General features: G+C 72.4%; 21 protein-coding genes and 1 pseudogene. 7 read left to right on the top strand and 15 right to left on the bottom strand.

Features of this window, described 5'->3' with window-relative positions:
• Positions 1-9: 9 nt before the first annotated feature.
• Genes OJ997_RS10515 through OJ997_RS10525 form a run of 3 tightly spaced genes read right to left on the bottom strand, consistent with a single transcriptional unit; the run spans position 10 to position 2,451 of the window.
• Positions 10-759: a metal ABC transporter ATP-binding protein gene (locus OJ997_RS10515; RefSeq protein ID WP_270025045.1), complete on the bottom strand. Its 750-nt coding sequence runs from the start codon at positions 757-759 to the stop codon at positions 10-12.
• Entirely contained in the window at positions 756-1,586 is an 831-nt protein-coding gene (locus OJ997_RS10520; RefSeq protein WP_270025046.1) for a metal ABC transporter permease, read from the bottom strand. The genes OJ997_RS10515 and OJ997_RS10520 overlap by 4 nt, the downstream gene beginning before the upstream one ends.
• Entirely contained in the window at positions 1,579-2,451 is an 873-nt protein-coding gene (locus OJ997_RS10525) for a metal ABC transporter substrate-binding protein (protein WP_270025047.1), read from the bottom strand. The genes OJ997_RS10520 and OJ997_RS10525 overlap by 8 nt, the downstream gene beginning before the upstream one ends.
• Positions 2,452-2,561: 110 nt before the next feature.
• Here OJ997_RS10525 and OJ997_RS10530 point away from each other — a divergent pair, with 110 nt between their 5' ends.
• Positions 2,562-4,151, top strand: coding sequence for an N-acetylmuramoyl-L-alanine amidase (locus OJ997_RS10530; RefSeq protein WP_270025048.1), 1,590 nt, complete (start codon positions 2,562-2,564; stop codon positions 4,149-4,151).
• 31 nt (positions 4,152-4,182) lie between these two features.
• A complete protein-coding gene (locus OJ997_RS10535; protein WP_270025049.1) occupies positions 4,183-6,429 on the top strand; it encodes a putative bifunctional diguanylate cyclase/phosphodiesterase in 2,247 nt (748 codons plus the stop codon).
• On the opposite strand, the gene OJ997_RS10540 is transcribed toward OJ997_RS10535, so the two are convergent.
• From OJ997_RS10540 to OJ997_RS10550, 3 genes are read right to left on the bottom strand one after another with little or no spacing between them, the layout of a single operon-like run.
• Entirely contained in the window at positions 6,315-7,319 is a 1,005-nt protein-coding gene (locus tag OJ997_RS10540) for a M48 family metallopeptidase (protein WP_270025050.1), read from the bottom strand. The two genes, OJ997_RS10535 and OJ997_RS10540, sit on opposite strands and share 115 nt — an antisense overlap.
• A gap of 5 nt (positions 7,320-7,324) precedes the next feature.
• Positions 7,325-7,720 carry a DUF3052 domain-containing protein gene (locus OJ997_RS10545; protein ID WP_270025051.1) on the bottom strand — a complete coding sequence of 132 codons (396 nt, stop codon included), beginning with the start codon at positions 7,718-7,720 and terminating at the stop codon, positions 7,325-7,327.
• On the bottom strand, positions 7,717-8,502 hold the full coding sequence (locus OJ997_RS10550; protein WP_270025052.1) for an alpha/beta fold hydrolase: 786 nt from the start codon (positions 8,500-8,502) through the stop codon (positions 7,717-7,719). The genes OJ997_RS10545 and OJ997_RS10550 overlap by 4 nt, the downstream gene beginning before the upstream one ends.
• 18 nt (positions 8,503-8,520) lie before the next feature.
• Between OJ997_RS10550 and trxA the strand changes: the two genes are divergently transcribed.
• Together trxA and OJ997_RS10560 are read left to right on the top strand one after the other, a co-directional pair.
• The gene (trxA, locus tag OJ997_RS10555) at positions 8,521-9,243 is read left to right on the top strand and encodes a thioredoxin (protein ID WP_270025053.1); all 723 of its coding nucleotides are present in this window, start codon (positions 8,521-8,523) and stop codon (positions 9,241-9,243) included.
• Positions 9,244-9,496: 253 nt separating this feature from the next.
• Positions 9,497-10,498 (top strand): zinc ribbon domain-containing protein, encoded by a 1,002-nt coding sequence (locus OJ997_RS10560; protein ID WP_270025054.1) that lies wholly within the window; start codon positions 9,497-9,499, stop codon positions 10,496-10,498.
• A gap of 31 nt (positions 10,499-10,529) precedes the next feature.
• Here the strand turns inward: OJ997_RS10560 and dinB are convergent, their stop codons facing one another.
• From dinB to OJ997_RS10575, 3 genes are all read right to left on the bottom strand, one after another.
• Positions 10,530-11,615, bottom strand: coding sequence for a DNA polymerase IV (gene dinB, locus OJ997_RS10565; protein ID WP_270025055.1), 1,086 nt, complete (start codon positions 11,613-11,615; stop codon positions 10,530-10,532).
• 46 nt (positions 11,616-11,661) lie between these two features.
• Positions 11,662-12,276, bottom strand: coding sequence for a septal ring lytic transglycosylase RlpA family protein (locus OJ997_RS10570; protein ID WP_270025056.1), 615 nt, complete (start codon positions 12,274-12,276; stop codon positions 11,662-11,664).
• Between the two features lie 212 nt (positions 12,277-12,488).
• Positions 12,489-13,019: an RNA polymerase sigma factor gene (locus OJ997_RS10575; RefSeq protein ID WP_270025057.1), complete on the bottom strand. Its 531-nt coding sequence runs from the start codon at positions 13,017-13,019 to the stop codon at positions 12,489-12,491.
• 61 nt (positions 13,020-13,080) lie between these two features.
• Between OJ997_RS10575 and OJ997_RS10580 the strand changes: the two genes are divergently transcribed.
• Positions 13,081-14,493, top strand: a complete 1,413-nt coding sequence (locus OJ997_RS10580) for a WS/DGAT/MGAT family O-acyltransferase (RefSeq protein WP_270025058.1) — start codon at positions 13,081-13,083, stop codon at positions 14,491-14,493.
• Positions 14,490-15,020 carry a DUF3105 domain-containing protein gene (locus OJ997_RS10585; protein ID WP_270025059.1) on the top strand — a complete coding sequence of 177 codons (531 nt, stop codon included), beginning with the start codon at positions 14,490-14,492 and terminating at the stop codon, positions 15,018-15,020. Before OJ997_RS10580 ends, OJ997_RS10585 begins: the two co-directional genes overlap by 4 nt.
• On the opposite strand, the gene OJ997_RS10590 is transcribed toward OJ997_RS10585, so the two are convergent.
• On the bottom strand, positions 15,017-15,346 hold the full coding sequence (locus OJ997_RS10590) for a PaaI family thioesterase (RefSeq protein ID WP_270025060.1): 330 nt from the start codon (positions 15,344-15,346) through the stop codon (positions 15,017-15,019). The genes OJ997_RS10585 and OJ997_RS10590 overlap by 4 nt on opposite strands.
• A gap of 24 nt (positions 15,347-15,370) precedes the next feature.
• Here OJ997_RS10590 and OJ997_RS10595 point away from each other — a divergent pair, with 24 nt between their 5' ends.
• On the top strand, positions 15,371-16,435 hold the full coding sequence (locus OJ997_RS10595) for an RNA polymerase sigma factor (RefSeq protein ID WP_270025061.1): 1,065 nt from the start codon (positions 15,371-15,373) through the stop codon (positions 16,433-16,435).
• Here OJ997_RS10595 and OJ997_RS10600 read toward each other — a convergent pair.
• The 5 genes and pseudogenes from OJ997_RS10600 to OJ997_RS10620 all read right to left on the bottom strand — a co-directional run.
• Complete coding sequence (locus OJ997_RS10600; RefSeq protein WP_270025062.1) at positions 16,432-17,985, bottom strand: FAD-binding oxidoreductase; 1,554 nt, start codon at positions 17,983-17,985, stop codon at positions 16,432-16,434. The two genes, OJ997_RS10595 and OJ997_RS10600, sit on opposite strands and share 4 nt — an antisense overlap.
• Entirely contained in the window at positions 17,985-18,506 is a 522-nt protein-coding gene (locus OJ997_RS10605) for an adenine phosphoribosyltransferase (RefSeq protein ID WP_270025063.1), read from the bottom strand. The genes OJ997_RS10600 and OJ997_RS10605 overlap by 1 nt, the downstream gene beginning before the upstream one ends.
• Positions 18,503-19,285 carry a transcriptional regulator FtsR gene (gene ftsR, locus OJ997_RS10610; protein ID WP_270025064.1) on the bottom strand — a complete coding sequence of 261 codons (783 nt, stop codon included), beginning with the start codon at positions 19,283-19,285 and terminating at the stop codon, positions 18,503-18,505. The genes OJ997_RS10605 and ftsR overlap by 4 nt, the downstream gene beginning before the upstream one ends.
• Before the next feature lie 8 nt (positions 19,286-19,293).
• On the bottom strand, positions 19,294-19,644 hold the full coding sequence (locus OJ997_RS10615) for an FHA domain-containing protein (RefSeq protein ID WP_270025098.1): 351 nt from the start codon (positions 19,642-19,644) through the stop codon (positions 19,294-19,296).
• A gap of 57 nt (positions 19,645-19,701) precedes the next feature.
• Positions 19,702-19,770, bottom strand: a pseudogene (locus OJ997_RS10620) (zinc-ribbon domain-containing protein); the annotation flags it as partial.
• Positions 19,771-19,775 lie beyond the last annotated feature (5 nt).

Consider the following 19,775-nt stretch of genomic DNA (forward strand, 5'->3'; position numbering starts at 1 on the left):
GGCGCGCCATCAGTGGTCGTGGTGGTGGTGCGCGACGGTCACGGCCTGGCCCGAGCCGTCCAGGATCACGAGCTCGTCGCCGTACGTCGCCGACAGCACCGCGGTGCTCAGGCAGTCGTCGGGCTTGCCGTACGCGACCTGGCCGTGGTTGAGGCACAGCACGTGGCCCCACGTGCGGGCCTGCGCGACGTCGTGCGTGGCGACGAGCAGCGCGCGCCCCTCGGCCTGCAGCTCGCCGAACACCCGCTCGATCTGCACGACGCTCGGCCGGTCGACGCCCGACAGCGGCTCGTCGAGCAGCAGCACCCGCGCGTCCTGCACGATCGCCCGCGCGATCAGCACGCGCTGGCGCTGCCCGCCGGAGAGCGTGCCGAAGCGGTCGTGCGCGCGGTCGGCGAGCCCGACCCGCTCCAGTGCCTCGTCGGCGCGGACGCGATCGGCCTTGGCGACGCGCTTGAACCACGCCGTCCGCCCGTACGCGCCCATCAGCGCCACGTCGTGCGCGGACACGGGGAAGTCCAACCGTGCCCGCTCGGTCTGCGGCACGTACGCCGGCCGCCCCTCGAGGTCGACGGTCCCGCTGCGGAACGGCAGCTCGTCGAGCAACGCGCGGAAGAGCGTCGTCTTGCCGCCGCCGTTGGGCCCGAGCACCGCGACGATCTCGCCGGGCTGGACCACGAACGTCGCCCCGCCGAGGACGTCGGTGCCGCGCACGTACCCGCCCCGCAGGTCGGTGACGGACAGCGCCGGAGTGCTCATGCGGTGGCTCCCTTCGGCGTGACGATGTGGTGGATGTGCTTCGCCCCGAGCGCGGCAGCGCCGTAGACGAGCGCGCCGAGCACGGCCAGCGCCGGGCCCGGGCCGACGTTGAAGGTGTCGGCCACCGCGATCGCGATCACGCCCTCGACCGCGGTCAGCGCGAAGGTCGCGACCTGCTGCGTGCGCAGCCCCGGCTCGAACAGGCGCACGGTCGCGGCCGGCACCGTGAGCACGACGGTCACGAGGAGCGCGCCGACCGCGTCGATCGCGACGACGACCGCCACGGCGACCGCGACGAGCAGCATGCGGTCGGCGAGCGCGGTCCGCACGCCGCCGGCGCGGGCGGTGTCGGCGTCGAAGCCGGTCGCCAGCCAGGAGCGGTGCATCAACCGGTCGCACACCAGAGCCGCGGCGGCGGCGGCGGCCGTGAGCCACAGGTCGAGCGGCGTCAAGGCGATCAGCGAGCCGAACAGCAGCCGGTCCACGCCGGCGCCGGATTCATACACGTCGCTGGCAAGGATCACGCCGACCGCCAGTGCGCCCACGAGCAGCAGGCCGATGGCGGCGTCCGGATCGATCCGGCGCGTGCGCTGCAGCCGCTCCAAGACCCCGCCGAAGCCGACCGCGCACACCAGCGCCGTCAGCTGCGCGGGCACGCCCCACGGGCCCGCGACCACGAGCCCCGGGAACGTCGCGGTGCCGATCGCGTGCGTGTAGAACGGCAGCCGGCGCAGCACGATCCAGGTCCCGAGCACGCCCGCGATCACCGCGAGCAGCAGCACCTCGATCAGCCCGCGCTGGATGTAGGGAGCCGAGAGGTCAAGCATCGCCGAAGCTGCAGTCCGCCGGCTTGCCCGTGAAACCCTCGACGAGCGCGCGCGTGTTGGCCTCGATCGAGCCGATGTACGTCGCGCCGTCGCTGCCCTCCGGCCCGAGCGAATCGGCCCACAGCTCGGCTCCCACCTTCACGCCGGCCTCGCGCGCGATCGCGTCCTCGACCTTCGCGTTCACGGAGCTCTCGGCGAAGATCGTCTTCACGCCGGTCTCGCGGATCGTGTTCACCAGCGCGTCGACCTCGCCGGCCGACGGCTGCCCGCTCGTCGACAGGGAGGGAATCACGGTCCCGACCACGCGGATGCCGTAGCGGCGCGCGTAGTACCCCAGCGCGTCGTGGCTCGTCACCAGCAGCCGCTCGGCCTCCGGCACCGCGTCGATGCACGCCTGCACACCCCGGTCCAGCGCATGGAGCTGCTCCACGTACGGACCCGCGTCAGCGCCGTCGATCCCCCGCCCGATCGCCGTCGCCGCCTTCTCGGCCTTGCGCGGGTCCTGCCACCAGTGCGGATCGTCGCCCTCGAGCCCGGCGGCGGCGCCCGCGTCGACGATCTTGTCGTCGCTGACGCCCGCGCTCTTCAGCGCGCCGTCGAGCCACTCGTCGGTCTCGCCGCCCGAGCGCAGCACGACGTCGGCCTTGGCCAGCGCCTTCACGTCGGCGGGCCGCACCTCGTACGCGTGCGGGTCGGTGTTGGCGCTCAGGATCGCCGTGACGTCGGCGTCAGGCGCGACGTTGCGCGCCATGTCGGCGAGCTGGGTGGTGGTCGCCACCACGCGCGGACCGCCGGAGGAGGCGCCCTCGGAGGAGGAGCCACACCCCGCCACGAGCGCCAGGAAACCGATGAGAAGGACGCGCATCTTCAAGACGGGACGTCAGCTTACTGAAACTCATTCCCATTTTCGATCGCAGGATCTCGTGCAAGGCCCCAGACCGCTCCAAACCGCACCATGCTGGGTTTGTCTTCTCGATGGACCTCTCCCGCCGCCAAGTCCTGGGGCTCGGCGCGGTCGCCCTCGGCGCGCTGCGACTCCCCACTACCGCGAACGCGAAGGCCGCGTCTTCGCCGCGCCTGTTCGAGCTCGGCCTCGGCAACCTCAACAGCTCCTCCTGGCAGCTGACCAAGCCGCTGAAGGCGCCGGGCCGCTTCGACCTCGTCGGCCTGCGCTGGGCCAAGGGCGCCCACGTCCACGCCCAGGTGCGCGCCCGAGTCGAGGGTGGCCGCTGGACGCGCTGGACCGCTCTCCCCCACCCGCACGTGCCGCTCGACGGCACCGACCCGGCCTTCACCGGCACCGCCGACGAGCTGCAGTTCCGGCTCCGGGGCGAAGCCAAGCAGCTGTCCGCGCGCTTCGTGCGCGCCCTCGGCGACGCGCCCGCACGGCCCAAAGCGCGCGCCAGCCAGGCCGGCCCGCTCGTGATCCCGCGTGACAGCTGGGGCGCCGCCCAGGTGCCGCCGCGTGGCGCGCCGAGCTACGGCGTCGTGCAGGCCGCGTTCGTCCATCACACGGCCGGCAACATCGCCTACGCACCCGAGGAGTCGCCGAGCATCGTGCTCGGCATCGCCCGCTACCACGTCGAGTCCAACGGCTGGAACGACATCGGTTACAACTTCCTCGTCGACCGCTACGGCGCCGTGTTCGAGGGCCGCGCGGGTGGGATCGAGGCCGCGGTCATCGGCGCGCAGGCGCAGGGCTTCAACGACGACACCACCGGCATCGCCTGCCTCGGCACGTTCACCGCGGTCGCGCTGGACGAGCCCGCGATCGAAGCGCTCGCCAAGGTGATCGGCTGGAAGCTCAGCCTCCACGGCGTCCCGGTCCAGGGCCAGGTCACGCTGATCTCCGGCGGCGGCGCCACGAACCGCTACCCGGCGGGCACGCCGGTCGTGTTCGAGCGCATCAGCGGCCACCGCGACAGCAACGAGACCAGCTGCCCGGGCGACCAGCTCTACGCGCAGCTCCCGCACCTGCGCACGCGCGCCGCCCGCTACGCGTTCTCCGCCTCGGGCCTGACGCTCAAGGCCGCGAGCCAAAAGGGCGCCGCGCCCGCCACGGTCTCCGGCCAGCTGCGCTTCGCGGACGGCTCCTCGCCCGCCGGCGCGCCGCTCGGCGTCGAGTACACGACCGCGGGCAGCGCCTGGACGCAGATCTCGACCACGACCGCGGGCCCGGACGGCACCTGGGCGGTCAGCGTGACGCTCCCGGCCAGCGGGCAGGTGCGTGCCGTGTTCGCCGGCGACGCGTCCCGCGGGCGCCTGGAGTCGACGCCGATAACTGTCAAGGTCGTCCCAAGCCTCACGCTGACGACGGACAAACGGCGGGCGAAGCACAACATCGCGTTCGCCGTCTCGGGCGTGCTCACGCCGTCCCAGCCGCGCGTCGAGTGCGTGCTCGAAAAGCAGGTGAAAGGCCGCTGGACGCGGGTTCAGCGCAAGCGCATCAACGTGCGCGGCGGTCGCTTCGCCACGAAGGTCAAGCCGAAGACGCCCGGGCTGTACCGGGTTTCGATCGTCGCGGACGGTGTCGTCCGCCGCCGCACGCTCCGCGCGCTGCGCTGAAGAAACTCGACAGACGTCCGACCAAGGTGGCGTGACGTCTTGGATCCCACGTGGCCGCGCATTGCCCCACGAGGTGTGGGCTGCCCGCCACCGGGCGCTCCTGCTCGTGCTGGCCGCGCACCTGATCGTCCTGCCGGCCTTCGCGGCCACGCGGGGCTGGTCGCTCCCCGCCGCCTGGGCGTTCGACGTCGCCCCCGCCCTCTCCGGCGCGCTCGCCTGCGTTCCGCGGCTGAGCCGCACGGTGCGCTCGTCGCTGTGCGCGACCGCGCTGCTGTGCTGCTCCGCGGTGCTCGTCGTCGCCTGGCACGGCACGACCGAGGCGCACTTCCACTACTTCGTCATGGTCGGCACGCTCGCCCTCTACCAGCAGTGGTGGACCTTCCTGCTGGCGATCGGCTTCGTCGTCGTCCAGCACGGCGCGTTCGGCGCCGTGCACGCCGAGACCGTCTTCTCGCACGACCACAGCCCGTGGAAGTGGGCCGCGATCCACGGCGCGTTCGTCGCTGCCCTGGCGGTCGCGATGCTCGCCAGCTGGCGTGAGAGCGAGCGCGTCGCCGAGGCCGAAGCGGCGTCCGAGGAGCGGTTCCGGCGCGCGTTCGACGACGCGCCGGTCGCGATCGCGCTCGTCTCGCCCCGCGGCCAGGTCATCCAGGGCAACCGCGAGCTGCGCGAGCGCACGGGCCACGTGCAGCCGGAAGGCCTGCTGATCTGGGACTTCGTGCCCGAGCTGGATCGCGTCGAGCTCGCCGCCGCCTGGCCGCCCGCGCCGGACGCGCCCGAGCAGGAACGTCGCTACGTGCGCGCCGACGGCACGGTCGGCTGGTTCCTGTGGCGCTCGTCGCTGATCAGCGACGCGTCGGGCAACCCCGACCACTGGATCCTCCAGGGCGTCGACATCACCGCCCGCAAGCAGGACGCCGAGCGCCTCGACCACCAGGCGCACCACGACGCGCTCACCGAGCTGCCCAACCGCGCCCGCTTCGACACGGTGCTGAAGGCCGCGCTCGCGCCCGGCCGCGACGTCGCCGTGATCTTCGCCGACCTGGACAACTTCAAGATCATCAACGACTCGCTCGGACACCGGACGGGCGACGAGCTGCTGGTCGAGGTGGCGGAGCGGCTCGCGGCCGAGCTGCGCCCGGACGACGTGCTCGCCCGCTTCGGCGGCGACGAGTTCGTGATCCTGCTCGAAGGGCTCGACGGCATCGGCGAGGCGCGGCGCACCGCGAACCGGCTCGCGGCCGTGCTCAAGGAGCCGTTCGTGCTCGCCGGCCACCAGCGGTTCGTCAGCGCGAGCTTCGGCATCGCCGTCGGCAACGCCGACGCCGAGGCGCTGCTACGTGACGCCGACGCCGCCATGTACCACGCCAAGGAGCAGGGCAAGGCGCGCCTGGAGGTCTTCGACGAGTCGCTGCGGGCACGCGCGATGGCGCGCCTGGAGATCGAGGCCGGGCTGCGCGAGGCGATGGCCGCCGGCGAGCTCGAGCTGCACTACCAGCCGAAGATCTCGCTCGCGGACGGCTCGCTCTACGGGCTGGAGTCCCTGCTGCGCTGGCAGCACCCGGTGCTCGGGACGATCTCCCCCGCGACCTTCATCCCGATCGCCGAGCAGAGCGGGCTGATCGTCCCGATCGGCGAGTGGGTGCTCAACACCGCCTGCCGCCAGGCCGCCGAGTGGCGCTCGCGCGGGCACGAGTTCGTGATCGCCGTCAACCTGAGCCCGGTGCAGCTCTCCTCGCCGAGCCTCGCGCGGGTGGTCGACGACGCGCTGCGCGACAGCGGCCTGCCGCCGGCCGCGCTGTGCCTGGAGATCACCGAGACGGCGATCATGGAGGACCCGGAGGCCGCGCGGCGCGTGCTGCAGTCGCTCAAGGCGCTCGGCGTGAAGCTCGCGATCGACGACTTCGGCGTCGGCTACTCCTCGCTGTCCAAGCTCAAGTACCTGCTGCCGGTCGACATCATCAAGATCGACAAGTCGTTCGTCGACGGCATCACCGACTGCCCGGACGACCGCGCGATCATCGCCGCGATCGTCTCACTCGCGCACGAGCTCGGGGCGACCGCGGTCGCCGAGGGCGTCGAGACGGAGGATCAGGCCAACGCCCTGCGCGCGCTCGACTGCCACGTCGCGCAGGGGTACCACTTCTCGCGGCCGTTGCCGGCTTACCGCTGCTTCAGCCAGTCGGAGATCTTGTCGGCGGCCTCGCCGGCCTTGTCGCCCGCCTTGCGCGCGCCGACGCCGACCTCCTCGAAGATGCCCTTGAACTTCTCGGCGTAGTGGTCGGTGGCGTCGGCGGCCGCCTCGCGCGCGTCCGCCTTCGAGCCGCGCTGGACGTACTCGCCGTTGATGATCCGGTCGTACTCGCCCGAGCGGACCCAGTTCATCAGCTCGTGCACGCGGCGGACGGGATACGGGTGCGTCATCTGCAGCTCGCGCCCGAACCGCATCAGCTTGTCCCAGCCCGGCTCCCAGTCGACGTACTCATTGGCCTGGTTGACGAACTCGTCGAGGCTGAGCTTGCGCGACGCGGTGCCGGCCGCCATGACCATCATCGTCTGGCAGGTCGTCATCGGGCTGCGGGTGACGAGCGTCGCCGCGCGGTCGCAGCTGAGCTCCGCGGCGCGGTACCACTCCAGCAGCGCGAGCTTGATCGCCAGCAGCGGCAGGCCCGCGAAGAACGGCAGCCGCTGCAGCGGGCCCGCGCTGAGCCGCAGCAGGATGAACAGCGCCGTCTGGTAGAGCACGTGGTCGGACAGGATGTGCCCGGCCTCGTGCCCGAGCACCGTGCGCAGCTCCTGCGCGTCCATCACGTTGACCGTGCTCGAGTTGAGCACCACGATCGGGTTCTTGGAGCCGATCGCCATCGCGTTGATGAGCGGCCACTGCATGATGTACAGCGGCGGCAGGTACTCGATGTCCAGCCGCGCGAGCGCCGCGCGATGGGAGGCGTAGACCTCCGGCATCTGGTTCTCGCCCAGCCGGACCGCGCTCGCCAGCAGCTCCTGGTAGACGGACCGCTCGCCGAACTCGATCACCCGCCGCAAGATCGTGTCGATCATCGGGATCTGCTGCAGCGCCGCGGTCGCGGCACGGTCAGCAGGATGCTCGTACGCCTTGGGCGAGATGTTGTGGAGGCGCTGGTCCTCGGGAAGCTCGTCGGCGGCCATGTCGCTCAAGGTAGCCGGTCTTTGACGCGAATCACGAGGCGCAGACCGCTCCACGTCTCGTCAATGGCGGCGACCTTGTTGTCCACCAGCCGGTTTCTCAGCGCGATCTCACGAACGACGTCCTCGGTGATGTCGGTCGGCTGCTTGGACGCCTTCTTCGGCCAGGCGATCCACAATCCGGCGTTCTGCTCCATGTGGCTGCGCAGCTTCGGCAGTCGCTGCTCGAACGCCCTGCGCTCGGTGTGGAAGCTGAGGATCACGTCCGCAAGCCCGCTCGCGCGTTGGACGACCGGCACGTCGTGGAGCTCGAACCCCTCGGGCGCGTTGAGCAGCAGCACGCGATGCCCGGGCTTGATCCCGAGCTTCTTCTCCAGCGGTGTGCCGCTGTAGCCCGCGCTCATGACGCCAGTTCGGCGATCACCTTCGAGACCTGGGCGCCCTGCCAGGCGAGGGGTGAGGCGCCTTCGTCCTCGGAGATCAGGCGCGCGTTCGGGATCGCCTCGGCGTAGCGCTGGCCGGTCTCGTACGGGTGCTCGGGGTCGACCTCGTCGCGGCTGGCGACGACGACCGTGGGCGCTTGGATCTGCGCCAGGTCGCTCCAGGCCTCGAAGGGCTTCGAGCGCGGGACGGCGCTGAGCGCGTCGGCGAGTGCTTCCGGGTGCGCGTGGGCGGAGAGGCGCTGGTGCAGGACGCGCAGGATCGTCTCGTGCCACTTCTCGGGCACGTTCGGGGTGCCGTAGGCCTCGACGAAGCCGTCGACGCCGCCGGTGCGCAAGCCGTTGGCGAGGCGGTCCCAGCGCTCCAGGCCGGGGTCGCGCTCGGGCGAGTAGGCCGGGGTGAGGATCGCGAGGCCGGCGACGCGGTCCGGGTGCAGGAGGGCGAAGCGGGTGATCGTGTGGGCGCCCATCGAGGCGCCGGCGAGCGTGGCCTTGTCGATCCCGCGGTCGTCGAGGACGGCGAGCAGGTCCTGCGCCAGGCGGTCGTAGGAGTAGTCGTCGCCGCCGTCGGACTGGCCGTGGGCGCGGGCGTCGTACATGACGACGCGGTGGCCGGCGCGCTCGAGCGCCTTGGAGCCCATGACGACGTAGCGACGCGTCGCCGTCAGCCCGTGCAAGAGGACTACGGGCGAGCCCTCGCCCGCGTCTTCGCCGTCCAGCGTCACCCCGTCCGCGTCGATCTGCATGAGTTCTATCCTCGCAGCGTGCCCATCGACGCCACTGATACGACGTTCGAGCAGGAAGTCATCAAGCGCTCGTACGAGAAGCCCGTCGTTGTCGACTTCTGGGCGGAGTGGTGCGGTCCGTGCCGCTCGCTCGGCCCGGTGATCGAGAAGGCCGTCGAAGATCGTGACGGCGCCGTCGAGCTGGTCAAGGTCGACACGGACGCGAACCCGCGCGTGTCGCAGGCGTTCGGCATCCAGTCGATCCCCGCCGTGAAGGCGTTCAAGGACGGCAAGGTCGTCGAGGAGTTCGTCGGCGCGCTGCCGCCCGCGCAGGTCAACCGCTTCCTGGACCTGCTCGTCCCCTCCGAGGCCGAGGCGCTCGTGGCCGAGGGCAGCGAGGCCAGCCTGCGCCGCGCGCTCGAGCTCGAGCCGAACCGGATCGACGCGAAGGTCGCGCTCGCCCGCCTCGTCCCGCGCGAAGAGGCGGTCACGCTGCTCGCCAACGCGACCGGCTTCGCCGCCGAGGGCCTGCTCGCCCGCCTGCGCCTCGAAGAGGACCCGAACCTCGCGGAGGCGTTCTCCCAGATCGACCGTGGCGAGACCGAGCAGGGGCTGGACACGCTGATCGCCGCGATCGCCGCTTCGAGTGGTGAGCAGCGTGAGGATCTGCGCCGCGCGGTCGTTGGTGTGCTCGACGAGCTCGGCGTGGAGCATCCCGTGGCGCGCGAGGCGCGTCGCAAGCTCGCCAGCGCTTTGTACTAGTTCCTCGGGAACACCCAGGGACTTATCGCGTGGGCCGAAACTGCCAGGGACCCATCGCGTGGGCGCGGGTCCTGTCCTCGCGGGACCCGGGTCGTCGGTGAACGGCCACTCGTGTGCCAGGCGCCGGTCGTGTGGCACCGTTCACCGCCGACCCCCAAACGCCCACGAGGCCACCCGCGCGTGGAGCGGCGCGGAGCGGCGCCGTGGATTGCGCTCGGTGTGGCGGGCGTGGTTGGCGGGCATTACTCAGGGCATGGAGGCGCTTGTCCAGGCGGTGGTTCCCGGCGGGTCGGTCGCAGTGCTGCGTGACGAGATCGGGCTGTGGATCGGGTCCCGGCTCGAGGGCGACGAGCGTTTTGGGGCGACCGCGATCGAGGATCGGCGTGCCGGGAGTACGAGCGGGCCGGGCTGGACGGCCGTCGGCGGCGGGCTGCCGCCGCGCGTCGACCGTGCGGTTGTGCGCGGCCCCGCCGGGCCGGTGGACGCTGAGATCGGCCAGGGCGCGTGGATCGCCGTGCTGCCCGCGAACGAGTCCGGCCCGGCCGTGCGCTTCGAGGACGAGGACGGGCTGCTGGTGCGCGATCCGCCGCAGGGCGCGTCGATCGCCGACGCCACCGACCGCTGCCCGGCCTGCAACGCGCTCGACTGGGAGCTCACGAACGACGCGTGCGTGCGCTGCCGCGCGTGCGGCCACACGTTCCGGATGCCGCTGCTGTACGCGGGCGCCCCGAACGGCGACAACGGCGACTGGCAGCACGTGCGCCCCGACGGTCCGCGCTTCACCCGCGCCCGTGCCGACCGCGCCGCCGACGCGCTCCGCCAGGCGCCCGGCCCGGTCTACGCCGCGCCCGGCGGCCGGCCCGAGATCCGCGGCTTCGGCGGCACCGACGACGCGATCAGCCACATCAAGCTCGCCACGGGTGAGATCGAGGTCGACACGCGCTTCGGCCCCGCACCGGGCGCGCCGGAGGACGCGGCGCGCGCCGCGGTCGCCCAGCTCACCAGCGACGTCGCGTGGCCCGCGCGCTCGGAGCCCGCGATCGCGATCTGGCTCGACGCCCGCCGCCGTGAACGCGAGGAGGCGAGCGCGAACGCCGAGGCGAGCGAGGTGCGGATCGCCGTCGACGGCCAGACCCGCACGTTCACGCTGGTCAGCGTCGGCCGCTGCTGGGCTGCCGCGTGCGGCGGCATCCTCGTGAGCGGGCGCGGCGAGCTGCCCGCCGCGATCCACAGCTACAACGGCAGCACGAGCTGACCGCGGGCGGACCGGCGCACTTGGACGGCCCTTAGAGCGGCAGCACGAGCTGACCGACCGGCGCGACGGGCGCCGGCGGCTTGTCCGGCTCCACGTCGTCGAACGCCGCCAGGCGTACCCCGAGCAGCCGCACCGGCTGCGACGGCGCGTACGCGCGCAGGAGCGTCACCGCCGTCTCCGTGACGAGCTCGATCGCGTTGGTCGAGCCGTCCAGCGTCTTCGCTCGCGTGACCGTCGTCCAGTCGGCCAGGCGCACCTTGATCGCGACGGTCCGTCCTTTGCGGCCCTTCTTCTGCAGGTTCTCGCACAGCTCGCGGGCGAGCTTGCGCATGATCTCCTCCTGCTCGTCGTGCGTCTCGACGTCGGTGTCGAACGTGCGCTCCGTGGACACGGACTTCGCGGCGCCGGACTCCGTCTCCACGGGAGAGTCGTCGTGGAACGAGGCTCGGGCCTTCAGGTAGCGCGCCCAGCGGTCTCCGAAGCGGGCGGCGAGCTGCGCCTCGTCGGCCTCCTGCAGCTGCGCGACGGTCACGTAGCCGAGCTCGGCCAGCCGTTCCGCCGTCTTGGGCCCGATGCCCGGCAGCCGGCGCGTCGGCGCGGCGGCGAAGCGAATGCACGCCTCCTCCCGCCCCATCGCGACGAACCCGGCGGGCTTGCCCAGATCGCTGCAGCACTTGGCGATGAGCCGGTTCGGCCCGACGCCGACCGAGATCTGGATGCCGGTCTCCGTCTTGACCTGCTCGACCAGCTCCCGCAGCACGCGCAGCGGCTTCTCGACGCCAGTGAGGTCGGCGTAGGCCTCGTCGATCCCCATGCCCTGGACGGACTCCAGGCGCGCGCGCACGAGCGTCCACACCTCGCGCGACTTCTCGCGGTAGGCCGTGAAGTCCGGCGGGATGACGACGGCCGTCGGGCACAGCCGGCGCGCGTGGGACGCGGGCATCGCCGAGCCGACGCCGAACTTGCGCGCCTCGTACGACGCGGTCGTGACCACCGAGCGCGGCCCGGAGCCGGCGACGATCAGCGGCTTGCCCTTCAGGTCAGGCTGCTTGATCAGCTCGACGGTCGCGTAGAACGCATCGCAATCCAGATGGGCGATCACGCGCTTCGGGGCCATCCCACCACACGGTAGGGATGACCCCGGACGCGAACGTATGTGCGCCTTAACGCGTGGCCTGGATCGGCCCGTGGCCGCTGAAGCCGAGCTTGCGCGCCGTGGCGGCCGTCAGGTCGTACTCGCGGCCGCCGACGTACGGGCCGCGGTCGATCACGCGCACGCGCAGCACGCGGCCGCGGTGGCGCAGGGTCACCTTGCTCCCGCACGGCAGGTGCTTGTTGGCGACGCCGATCGAGCCGGTCGTGAGCGTGCCGCCACAACCGAGCTTGTTGCCGAACAGGCCGGGGCCGTACCAGGACGCCAGGGCGCGCCGGTACACGTTCAGACGGCCGACGACGCGCGTGGCGCCGGTGCTCGTCTTCACGCGCGCGCGAGCGCTCGTCGGGCGCTTCAATCGCCCACGCAGGGCGTAACGCCCAGCAGCATCCGTGCGGTCACGGTCGATCGTCACCCAGCGGTTGCCCCGCTGGATCTGCAGTCGTGCGGTGCCGGGAGCAGCGAGGCGACCCTTGACGGTCGCGCGGCTTCCGGCGTGGATGTTCAATTGCTTCGCGCTGACGCCCACCTGGGGAGCAGCATCAGCCAAGGCCGGGGTGGTGGCCGAAGCCGTGAGGCACAGCGCACCGGCGCCGAGCGCGCGGAGCAGCGTGGATCGCGGCATGGATCCTCCTGTATCGCTCGTCCGGCTGGGACTCTTTGCCTGCAGGGTGTGTCGGTGATCTCCGCGCGTCTCCTCCCGAGACGCTTGCCCTTCTAGAGATCCCCCACCCGCGAGCACCACCGGGCGCTCACGGCTCGGCAACACCGAACGAGCGTTCTGTTATAGCGGCGCTCGGAGCCGCTTCAACCGCGCGCCCCCCATCCGGAGGGGTCTCACACTGCGACGGCGTATTCGTCCCGCAGGCGGGCGAGCCCGAGCCGGATGCGGCTCTTGGCGGTGCCGAGCGGGACGTGCACGCGGTGCGCGATCTGGTCGGCCGTGAGCCCGCCCCAGTAGGCGAGCACGAGCGCCTCGCGCTGCGCCTCGGGCAGCTTCTCGAGCGCCTCGCGGACCTCGTCGGTCTCCTGGTGGCGGTAGGCGACGATCTCCGGCTGCTCCTCGGCGCGCGGCTCCTCGTTGCCGCCGACGAGCTTCAGGCGGTCGGCCGCGCGGGTGCGGACCTGGGTCTCGCGCCACAGGTCGAGCGCGCGGGAGCGGCCCATCAGGCGCAGGTAGGCGCCGAGGTCGCCGCGGGCGGGATCGAACGCCGTCGGGCGCTTCCACAGGCGCAGGAACACGTCCTGGACGACGTCCTGGGCCAGCGCCGCGTCCCCGATCACGCCGTACGCGGCGGCGTACACCTTGCGGTGGTGGTCGTCGAACGCCCGACGGAAGGCGCCGGGCTCACGGAGATCGGTAGTCACAAACAACGTTATACACGCTGTTGAAGGTTCTGAAACACCGCCTCTGGGAGACTTTCTGACCATGGCACGGCTGACGGGTCTGGATGCGTCGTTTCTCGCGTTCGAGAAGGACGGCGCGCACATGCACGTCGGGTCGGTGCTCGTGTTCGAGGGACCGGCGCCGGACTACGTCGCGTTCGCCGCGCGGATCGAGAACGGGCTGCACTCCGTGCCGCGCTACCGGCAGAAGCTCGCGTTCCCGCCGCTCGGGGTCGCGCGGCCAATCTGGGTTGACGATCCGCACTTCAACGTCGGCTACCACGTGCGCCACACCGCGCTGCCCGCGCCCGCCGGCGACGCGGAGCTGCGGGCGCTGGCCGGGCGGGTGTTCGCGCAGCAGCTGGACCGCGACAAGCCGCTGTGGGAGATCTGGCTCGTCGACACGATGGGTGACGGCCGCTTCGCGCTGATCTGCAAGACCCACCACGCGCTCGTCGACGGGATCAGCGGCGTGGACATCATGAGCGTGCTCTTCGACCTGTCGGCCGACGCGGAGGAGCCGGAGCCCGGGCCGCCGTGGTCGCCGCGACCGGCGCCGAGCGGCGCGGAGCTGCTGGCCGAGGGCCTGATCGAGCGCGTGACCGGGCCGGTGCGCTTTGCGCGCGGGCTGGTGGCCGCGCCGGATCGGGCGGGCGCGGACGCCGGCCGTGCGGTCGCCGGGTTGGCGGCGATGGCCGCGGCCGGCGTGGCGGGTGCGCCGCCGTCGCCGCTGAACGTGCGGATCGGGCCGCACCGTCGCTTCGCGTGGGTCTCGGCCGACCTCGACCAGTTCAAGGCGATCAAGAACGCACTCGGCGGCACGATCAACGACGTCGTGCTGACCGTGGTCACGGGCGCGCTGCGGGCGCACCTGATCCGCCGTGGCCGCGATCCCGAGGGCACGGAGCTGAAGGCGATGGTGCCGATCTCCGTGCGCGCGGACGCCGAACGCGGCGCGCTGGGCAACCGCGTCGCCGCGATGTACGCGCCGCTGCCGGTCGGCCTGCCCGGCGCGCTCGAGCGCTTCCGCACCGTGCACGAGGCGATGGCGGGCTTGAAGGAGTCCGGCCAGGCCGTCGGCGCGCAGGCGATCACCCGCCTGGCGGACGTCGCGGCGCCGACGGTGTTGGATCAGGCCGCCCGGCTGCAGTCCCGTCAGCGGTTCTTCAACCTGACCGTGACGAACGTCCCCGGCCCGCAGCTGCCGCTGTTCATGATGGGCCGCAAGCTGGAGGCGTTCTACCCGAAGGTGCCGCTCGTCCTGAACACCGCGCTCGGGATCGCCATCATGTCCTACGACGGGCACCTGTTCTTCGGGCTGCTCGGCGACTACGACGCCATGGAAGACCTCGACGAGCTGGCCACCGACCTCGAAGCCGCGATCCGCGAGCTGGCGTCCTGCGCCGGCGTCAAGACGTCCCGCAAGCCCCGCCGTCGCGTGCCGGTCCGCACGTGAAGGCGCTCTACGCGCTCGCGGTCGCGGGACTCGCCGCGGGCCTGTGCCTCGTCCTGATCATCGTCCTCGCCTCGCGCGATTCCTCCCAGGTCGACCCGGGCGCCGCGGCCGGCCCGGGCACGCTGGAGTCCGACCGCGGCGCGCAGGTGGTGACCACCGGGCCGGACACACCCGCCTCGGCACCGGACGCACCCCCGACCTCCGGCCCGCACCGCGAGGAACCGGTCGACGCGGACCGCAACGCGCTGACCGACGACCAGATCCTCACCGCCCTCGCGCAGGGCAACGTCGTCATCGCCTACGAGGGCGACCCACCCACGGCCGTGCAGGAAGCGGTGAGCGGGCCGTACGACCCGGAGCTCGCCGCGGCGGGCCAGGCCGTGATCCTGGCCAAGCGCCCGGGCGTCGGCGCGCCGCAGGCCCTGTCGTGGCGGCATCGCTTGGTGGCGACCGGTCCGGAAGACCCGAAGCTGCGCGACTTCGCCGAGGCGTGGCTGGGCCAGGGCGCGCCGACCGGCTCCGGCTAGCCGCGCGCCACGGTCGTGCGCACGACGGCGCAGAGCCGGCCCTCGGCGTCCGACACGTCCGTCTCCCACACCGCCGTCGTCCGACCACCGTGCCGCCGTCGGGCGACCACGTTCATCGTCCCGCCCAGCACCGGCCGCAGGAACGACGTCTGGTTCGTCACCACCCGCCCGTCGCCCGCGGTCAACGCGTCGGCGATCACCGCGTAGACCCCGCCGTGCACCAGCCCGAGCGGCTGCTTGAGGCCGTCGGTGACCGGCACGCGAGCACGCACCTCGGTCTCCGTGGATGAGTCGATTTCCAGGTCGATCAGCGCAGATCCGCTCATGGCTTCACTAGGCTACGAGCCCAGATGCCGGCAAGCCGCGCCACCGCGTTCGACAGGCTGGCGCCCGATCAGCGCGCCGCCGTGGAGCTCGTCCTCCGTCAGGGGCGGTCCTACGGCGAGCTGTCCGACCTGCTCGGGATGCCCGAAGAGACGATCCGCGCCCGTGCGCGCGGCGGCGTCGCTACGCTCGCGCCGGATCTGCCCGCGCCGGGCCGGTCGGGCGAGATCGCCGACTGGCTGCTCGGCCAGCAGTCCGAGGCGCACGCAAAGCGCACGCGCGAGCTGCTGCTGAGCGACCCGGCGGCGCACACCTGGGCGGCGACGGTCGCCGCGCCGCTGCGCGACACCGCCGGCGGCGAGGCCGTGCCGGAGCTGCCGACGAGCCCCGACGCGGAGACGCCGCGCGTCAACGGCAAGAGCCGCCGCGCGGTGACGCGCGACGAGGCCACGCCGACGGACCGCGAGGCGGCGCGCGACGAGACCGCGCCGACACCCCGCGCCGACCAGGCCGGTGAAGACGCGGACGCGCCCGAGCCGCACGCGCCCGTCGGCCACGACGGCGGGTCCTCGTCCCGCCTCGGCGGCGCGCTGCTCATCGGCGCGGCCGTCGTGATCGTCGCTGCGGTGATCGCGTTCGTGTTCCTCCAGGGCGACGACGAGCCGGAGACCGCGGCCACGGGCGACACGCCGACCGCGACCGCGACGCCCGCCACCACGGCGGTCGGCTCCAACCAGTTCGCACTGCGCGGCCCGGCCGGGTCCAGCTCGATCGCCCTGGCGCAGATCTTCGAGGCCCAGGACAAGACGGTGCGCTTCGCGCTCGCCGGGCAGGGCGTCGCGCCGAACGCCGACGGCGAGCGGTACTCGATCTGGCTCACCCGCCAGGACGGCAAGCCGCTGCTGCTGGGCGACGTCAACGAGCCGGTAGCTGAGAACGGCGAGCTGACGGCGGCCGGCCCGGGCAACGACGACGCGCCGAAGTTCCTCGAGTGGCTGCAGACCTACGACGCCATGGCGATCACCCTTGACGAAAAGGGCGCCAAGGAGCCGGGCAAGGTCATCCTCACCGGCACCTTGCCGCGCGGTTAGTCGACGAGCAGCTTGCCGGGGTTCATGACCCCGGCCGGGTCGCAGCGCGTCTTGACCGTGCGCAGCAGCTCGATGCCCAGCTCGCCGATCTCCTCGCCCAGGTAGGGCGCGTGGTCGCGGCCGACCGCGTGGTGGTGCGTGATCGTCCCACCGGCGCTCACGATCGCGCGTGAGGCTGCGTCCTTGAACGCGCCCCACTGCGCGACCGGATCGTCCGACTGCGCGCCGAGCACCGTGAAGTACAGCGACGCGCCGGTCGGGTACAGGTGCGAGATGTGGCAGCCGACGTGCAGGCCCGGCAGCGCCGCCAGCACGGCGCGGTAGAGCCGCTCGAGGTTCGACCACGTCGTCGCCGTCTCAATCGTCTCGACGAGCACGCCGCGGTCCATCAGGTCATCACGCAGGTGCGGCCCGGCGAAGCGCGACTTCTCCCACGCGTGGCCCGGCGCCGGGCCCAGCGGCAGCGCGCCGCCGCGGATGAGCTTGCGCGCGGCGCTGGCCCGCCCCGTCGCGCCCTGCCAGCCGCACACCAGCAGGCAGCGCCCGCCCAGCAGTCGACGGCCCACGGTTCCCGTCCCGGCCAACGCCAACGACGTCCGCGTCTCCTCCTCGTCGGACAGCCGCGCGATGTCCGGCGCGATCCCGTCCTGCTCCAGTGCCCGCAGCAGCTCGGCGCCCGCCAGGAACGACTCCACCGACCAGGCGTCGTAGGACGCCTCGACCCGCCGCCGCACGCGCAGCGCGACCGACGTGATCACGCCCAGCGTCCCCTCGGACCCCAGCACGAGCTCCCGCAGCGCAGGACCGGCAGCCGAGCCGGGAGCGTCCAGCGTCGACAGCGACCCCACCGGCGTCACGCACGACAGCGCCACGACCTGCTCGTCGATCCGCCCGTGCCCGGTGGACGTCTGCCCGGCCGAGCGCGTCGCCGCGCAGCCGCCGACCGTCGCCCACTCGTACGACTGCGGCACGTGTCCCAAAGCCAGGCCCTGGGCCCGCAACGCGGCATCGGCCTCGGGCAGCCGGATGCCCGGCTCGAACACGGCGACGAGCGACCACGGATCGATCGAGACCACGCGATCGAGCCGGCCCAGGTCCAACGAGACCAACGCCGAGCACCGGCCCCGCTCCCCCGCGAGCCCGCCGACGACGCTCGTCCCGCCGCCGAACGGCACGACCGCTACGCCGTACTCCGAGCACAGCTGCAACACCGAGGCCACGGCGCGCGCGTCGGCAGGAACCACGACGGCGTCCGGGGCGGAAGCGAAGTCGCCGGACCGCGAAGCCAGCAGGTCCAGGTACGACTTCCCGCGCGAGCGGAGCACCCGCGCCTCCACGTCCTCGCGCACCTCGGCGACCGCTTGCAGCCGCTCCCGCAACGCGGCGGGCAGCGCGGACGGCGGCAGCGCCACCGCGTCGAGCTCGACCGGCCGCGAGACGATCTCGCCCGAGACGCCGATCTCCTCGCGCAGCAGCTCACCCGCGTGCTCGGGCAGCGACGGCCCGGCACCGGGCTCGCCCCAGCCCCAGAAGACCTGCTCGCGCCGCACTACTCGCCTGAGTAGGCGATCAGCGTCTGCACGTCGATCCCGTCGAGCGTCGAGCGCCCGTTCAGGAACGCCAGCTCGACCAGGAAGCCGAACCCGGCGACGACCGCGCCGCGCCCCTGCACCAGATCGACCAGCGCCCGCGCCGTTCCGCCCGTGGCGAGCAGGTCGTCGTGCAACAGGACCCGCGCGCCGCCCTCCAGCGCGTCGGCGTGCATCTCCAGCGCGTCCACGCCGTACTCGAGGATGTACTCGGCCGACACGGTCTCCCCCGGCAGCTTGCCGGGCTTGCGGGCCGGCACGAAGCCGACGCCGAGCTCCCGCGCCAGCGCGCCCCCGAGGATGAACCCGCGCGCCTCGGCGGCCACAACGAGGTCCACGTTCAACGGCCGCGCCCACGCCGCCAGGGCCGCCACCGCGGCATCCAGCGCCGCCGGGTCGAGCAGCAGCGGCGTGATGTCCTTGAAGACGATCCCCGGCTTGGGGAAGTCCGGGATGTCCCGGATGTACGCCTTGAAATTCATCCGGTGGTCCGTCGGAGATCCCGGACCAGCAGCAGGTGCTTCAGGTGCGAGGCGACCGCGGCCAGGTTCTCCAGCGCATCCAGCGCCTCACGGCGGCGCTCCGGATTGCGCGAGCGCAGCGATGGGGCGAGGATCTGGTTCAGCAACGCCGCTTCACGTTCCGCCGAGGACTTGAAGACGCGCAGGTTGCGCCCGGCCACGCCGTACGCGGCCAGCTCACGCACCGCGCGCACGATCTCGCGGTCGGTCTCGTCGTAGTAGCGCGTGCCGCCCTTCAGCTCGCCCTTGATGATCCCGAAGTCCTCGAGCTCCTGGACGAGGCGCGCCTCGGCGCCCGTGTCCTCGACGACGTCCTCGAGCGAGTAGGTCGAGCCGCCCGGGCGCACGGACACGGACATGCGGCGCGGCGAGCCACCGGCGGGACGGGCCGCGGGCGCTGCCCCGTCCGCGGACGCGGGTGCCGCGGCCGAGGAGTCCTCGACCGTCCGGCCCGAGGCCAGCTCCTGCCGGATGACGGCGAGCGGCATGTACTCGTCGCGCTGCAGGCGCAGGATCGTCCGCAGCCGCGCCACGTCGGAGGGCGAGTAGAGCCGGTAGCCGCCCGGCGTGCGCCGCGGCGTGACCAGCTTCTGGTCCTCCAGGTAGCGGATCTTGGAGATCGAGATGTCCGGGAACTCCTGCTGGAGCCCCTTGCAGACCGCCCCGATGGTCAGGGACTTGGCCTGGCGCGGAGGCTGCTGAATCGGCTGCTCGCTCGCGAGGGCGGCGTCGTCGGTCATGGCCACCGTCAGCGCGCGAGATAGGTGAGCTTGTACTTGCCGACTTGCAGCTCGTCGCCGTCGTCGAGCTTGTGCGACTCGATGCGGCGGCGATTGACGTAGGTGCCGTTCAAGGAACCGGAATCATCCAGGAACCAGTGACCGGAGCGTCGCACGAGCACCGCGTGGTCGCGCGAGACGGTCACGTCGTCCAGGAAGATGGCAGCGTCGGGCGAGCGGCCGATGACCAGCCGGTCGCCCTCGAGCGGGAACGACTGACCGACCCGGCCGCCGCCGGAACGAATGACGAGTGCGCCTGTGGCAGCGGCGACATCACCGACGTCGACCGGCTTCAACTCGCCGGTCTTGTCGTCGATCATGTACGTCGCGGTCGTCGCGTCTTTGTCCCGCGTCTCTTCGCGCACACCGACGTACGCGCCGCAACGCGGGCAATAGTTCGCGCCTTCCGTGACGACGAACCCGCATTCAGGGCAATGACGGGCCAAGCGGC

Source organism: Solirubrobacter phytolaccae (assembly GCF_027587195.1).
Classification (GTDB): domain Bacteria; phylum Actinomycetota; class Thermoleophilia; order Solirubrobacterales; family Solirubrobacteraceae; genus Solirubrobacter; species Solirubrobacter phytolaccae.

Bases quoted from the DNA above. Each gene is read 5' to 3' on its own strand.
- OJ997_RS10605 (WP_270025063.1), bottom strand. From the start codon at position 18,506: ATGAATTTCAAGGCGTACATCCGGGACATCCCGGACTTCCCCAAGCCG.
- OJ997_RS10525 (WP_270025047.1), bottom strand. From the start codon at position 2,451: ATGCGCGTCCTTCTCATCGGTTTCCTGGCGCTCGTGGCGGGGTGTGGC.
- OJ997_RS10580 (WP_270025058.1), top strand. From the start codon at position 13,081: ATGGCACGGCTGACGGGTCTGGATGCGTCGTTTCTCGCGTTCGAGAAG.
- OJ997_RS10570 (WP_270025056.1), bottom strand. From the start codon at position 12,276: ATGCCGCGATCCACGCTGCTCCGCGCGCTCGGCGCCGGTGCGCTGTGC.
- dinB (WP_270025055.1), bottom strand. From the start codon at position 11,615: ATGGCCCCGAAGCGCGTGATCGCCCATCTGGATTGCGATGCGTTCTAC.
- OJ997_RS10595 (WP_270025061.1), top strand. From the start codon at position 15,371: ATGCCGGCAAGCCGCGCCACCGCGTTCGACAGGCTGGCGCCCGATCAG.
- OJ997_RS10540 (WP_270025050.1), bottom strand. From the start codon at position 7,319: ATGGCCGCCGACGAGCTTCCCGAGGACCAGCGCCTCCACAACATCTCG.
- OJ997_RS10545 (WP_270025051.1), bottom strand. From the start codon at position 7,720: ATGAGCGCGGGCTACAGCGGCACACCGCTGGAGAAGAAGCTCGGGATC.
- ftsR (WP_270025064.1), bottom strand. From the start codon at position 19,285: ATGACCGACGACGCCGCCCTCGCGAGCGAGCAGCCGATTCAGCAGCCT.
- OJ997_RS10590 (WP_270025060.1), bottom strand. From the start codon at position 15,346: ATGAGCGGATCTGCGCTGATCGACCTGGAAATCGACTCATCCACGGAG.
- OJ997_RS10550 (WP_270025052.1), bottom strand. From the start codon at position 8,502: ATGCAGATCGACGCGGACGGGGTGACGCTGGACGGCGAAGACGCGGGC.
- OJ997_RS10515 (WP_270025045.1), bottom strand. From the start codon at position 759: ATGAGCACTCCGGCGCTGTCCGTCACCGACCTGCGGGGCGGGTACGTG.
- OJ997_RS10615 (WP_270025098.1), bottom strand. From the start codon at position 19,644: ATGATCGACGACAAGACCGGCGAGTTGAAGCCGGTCGACGTCGGTGAT.
- OJ997_RS10530 (WP_270025048.1), top strand. From the start codon at position 2,562: ATGGACCTCTCCCGCCGCCAAGTCCTGGGGCTCGGCGCGGTCGCCCTC.
- OJ997_RS10560 (WP_270025054.1), top strand. From the start codon at position 9,497: ATGGAGGCGCTTGTCCAGGCGGTGGTTCCCGGCGGGTCGGTCGCAGTG.
- OJ997_RS10520 (WP_270025046.1), bottom strand. From the start codon at position 1,586: ATGCTTGACCTCTCGGCTCCCTACATCCAGCGCGGGCTGATCGAGGTG.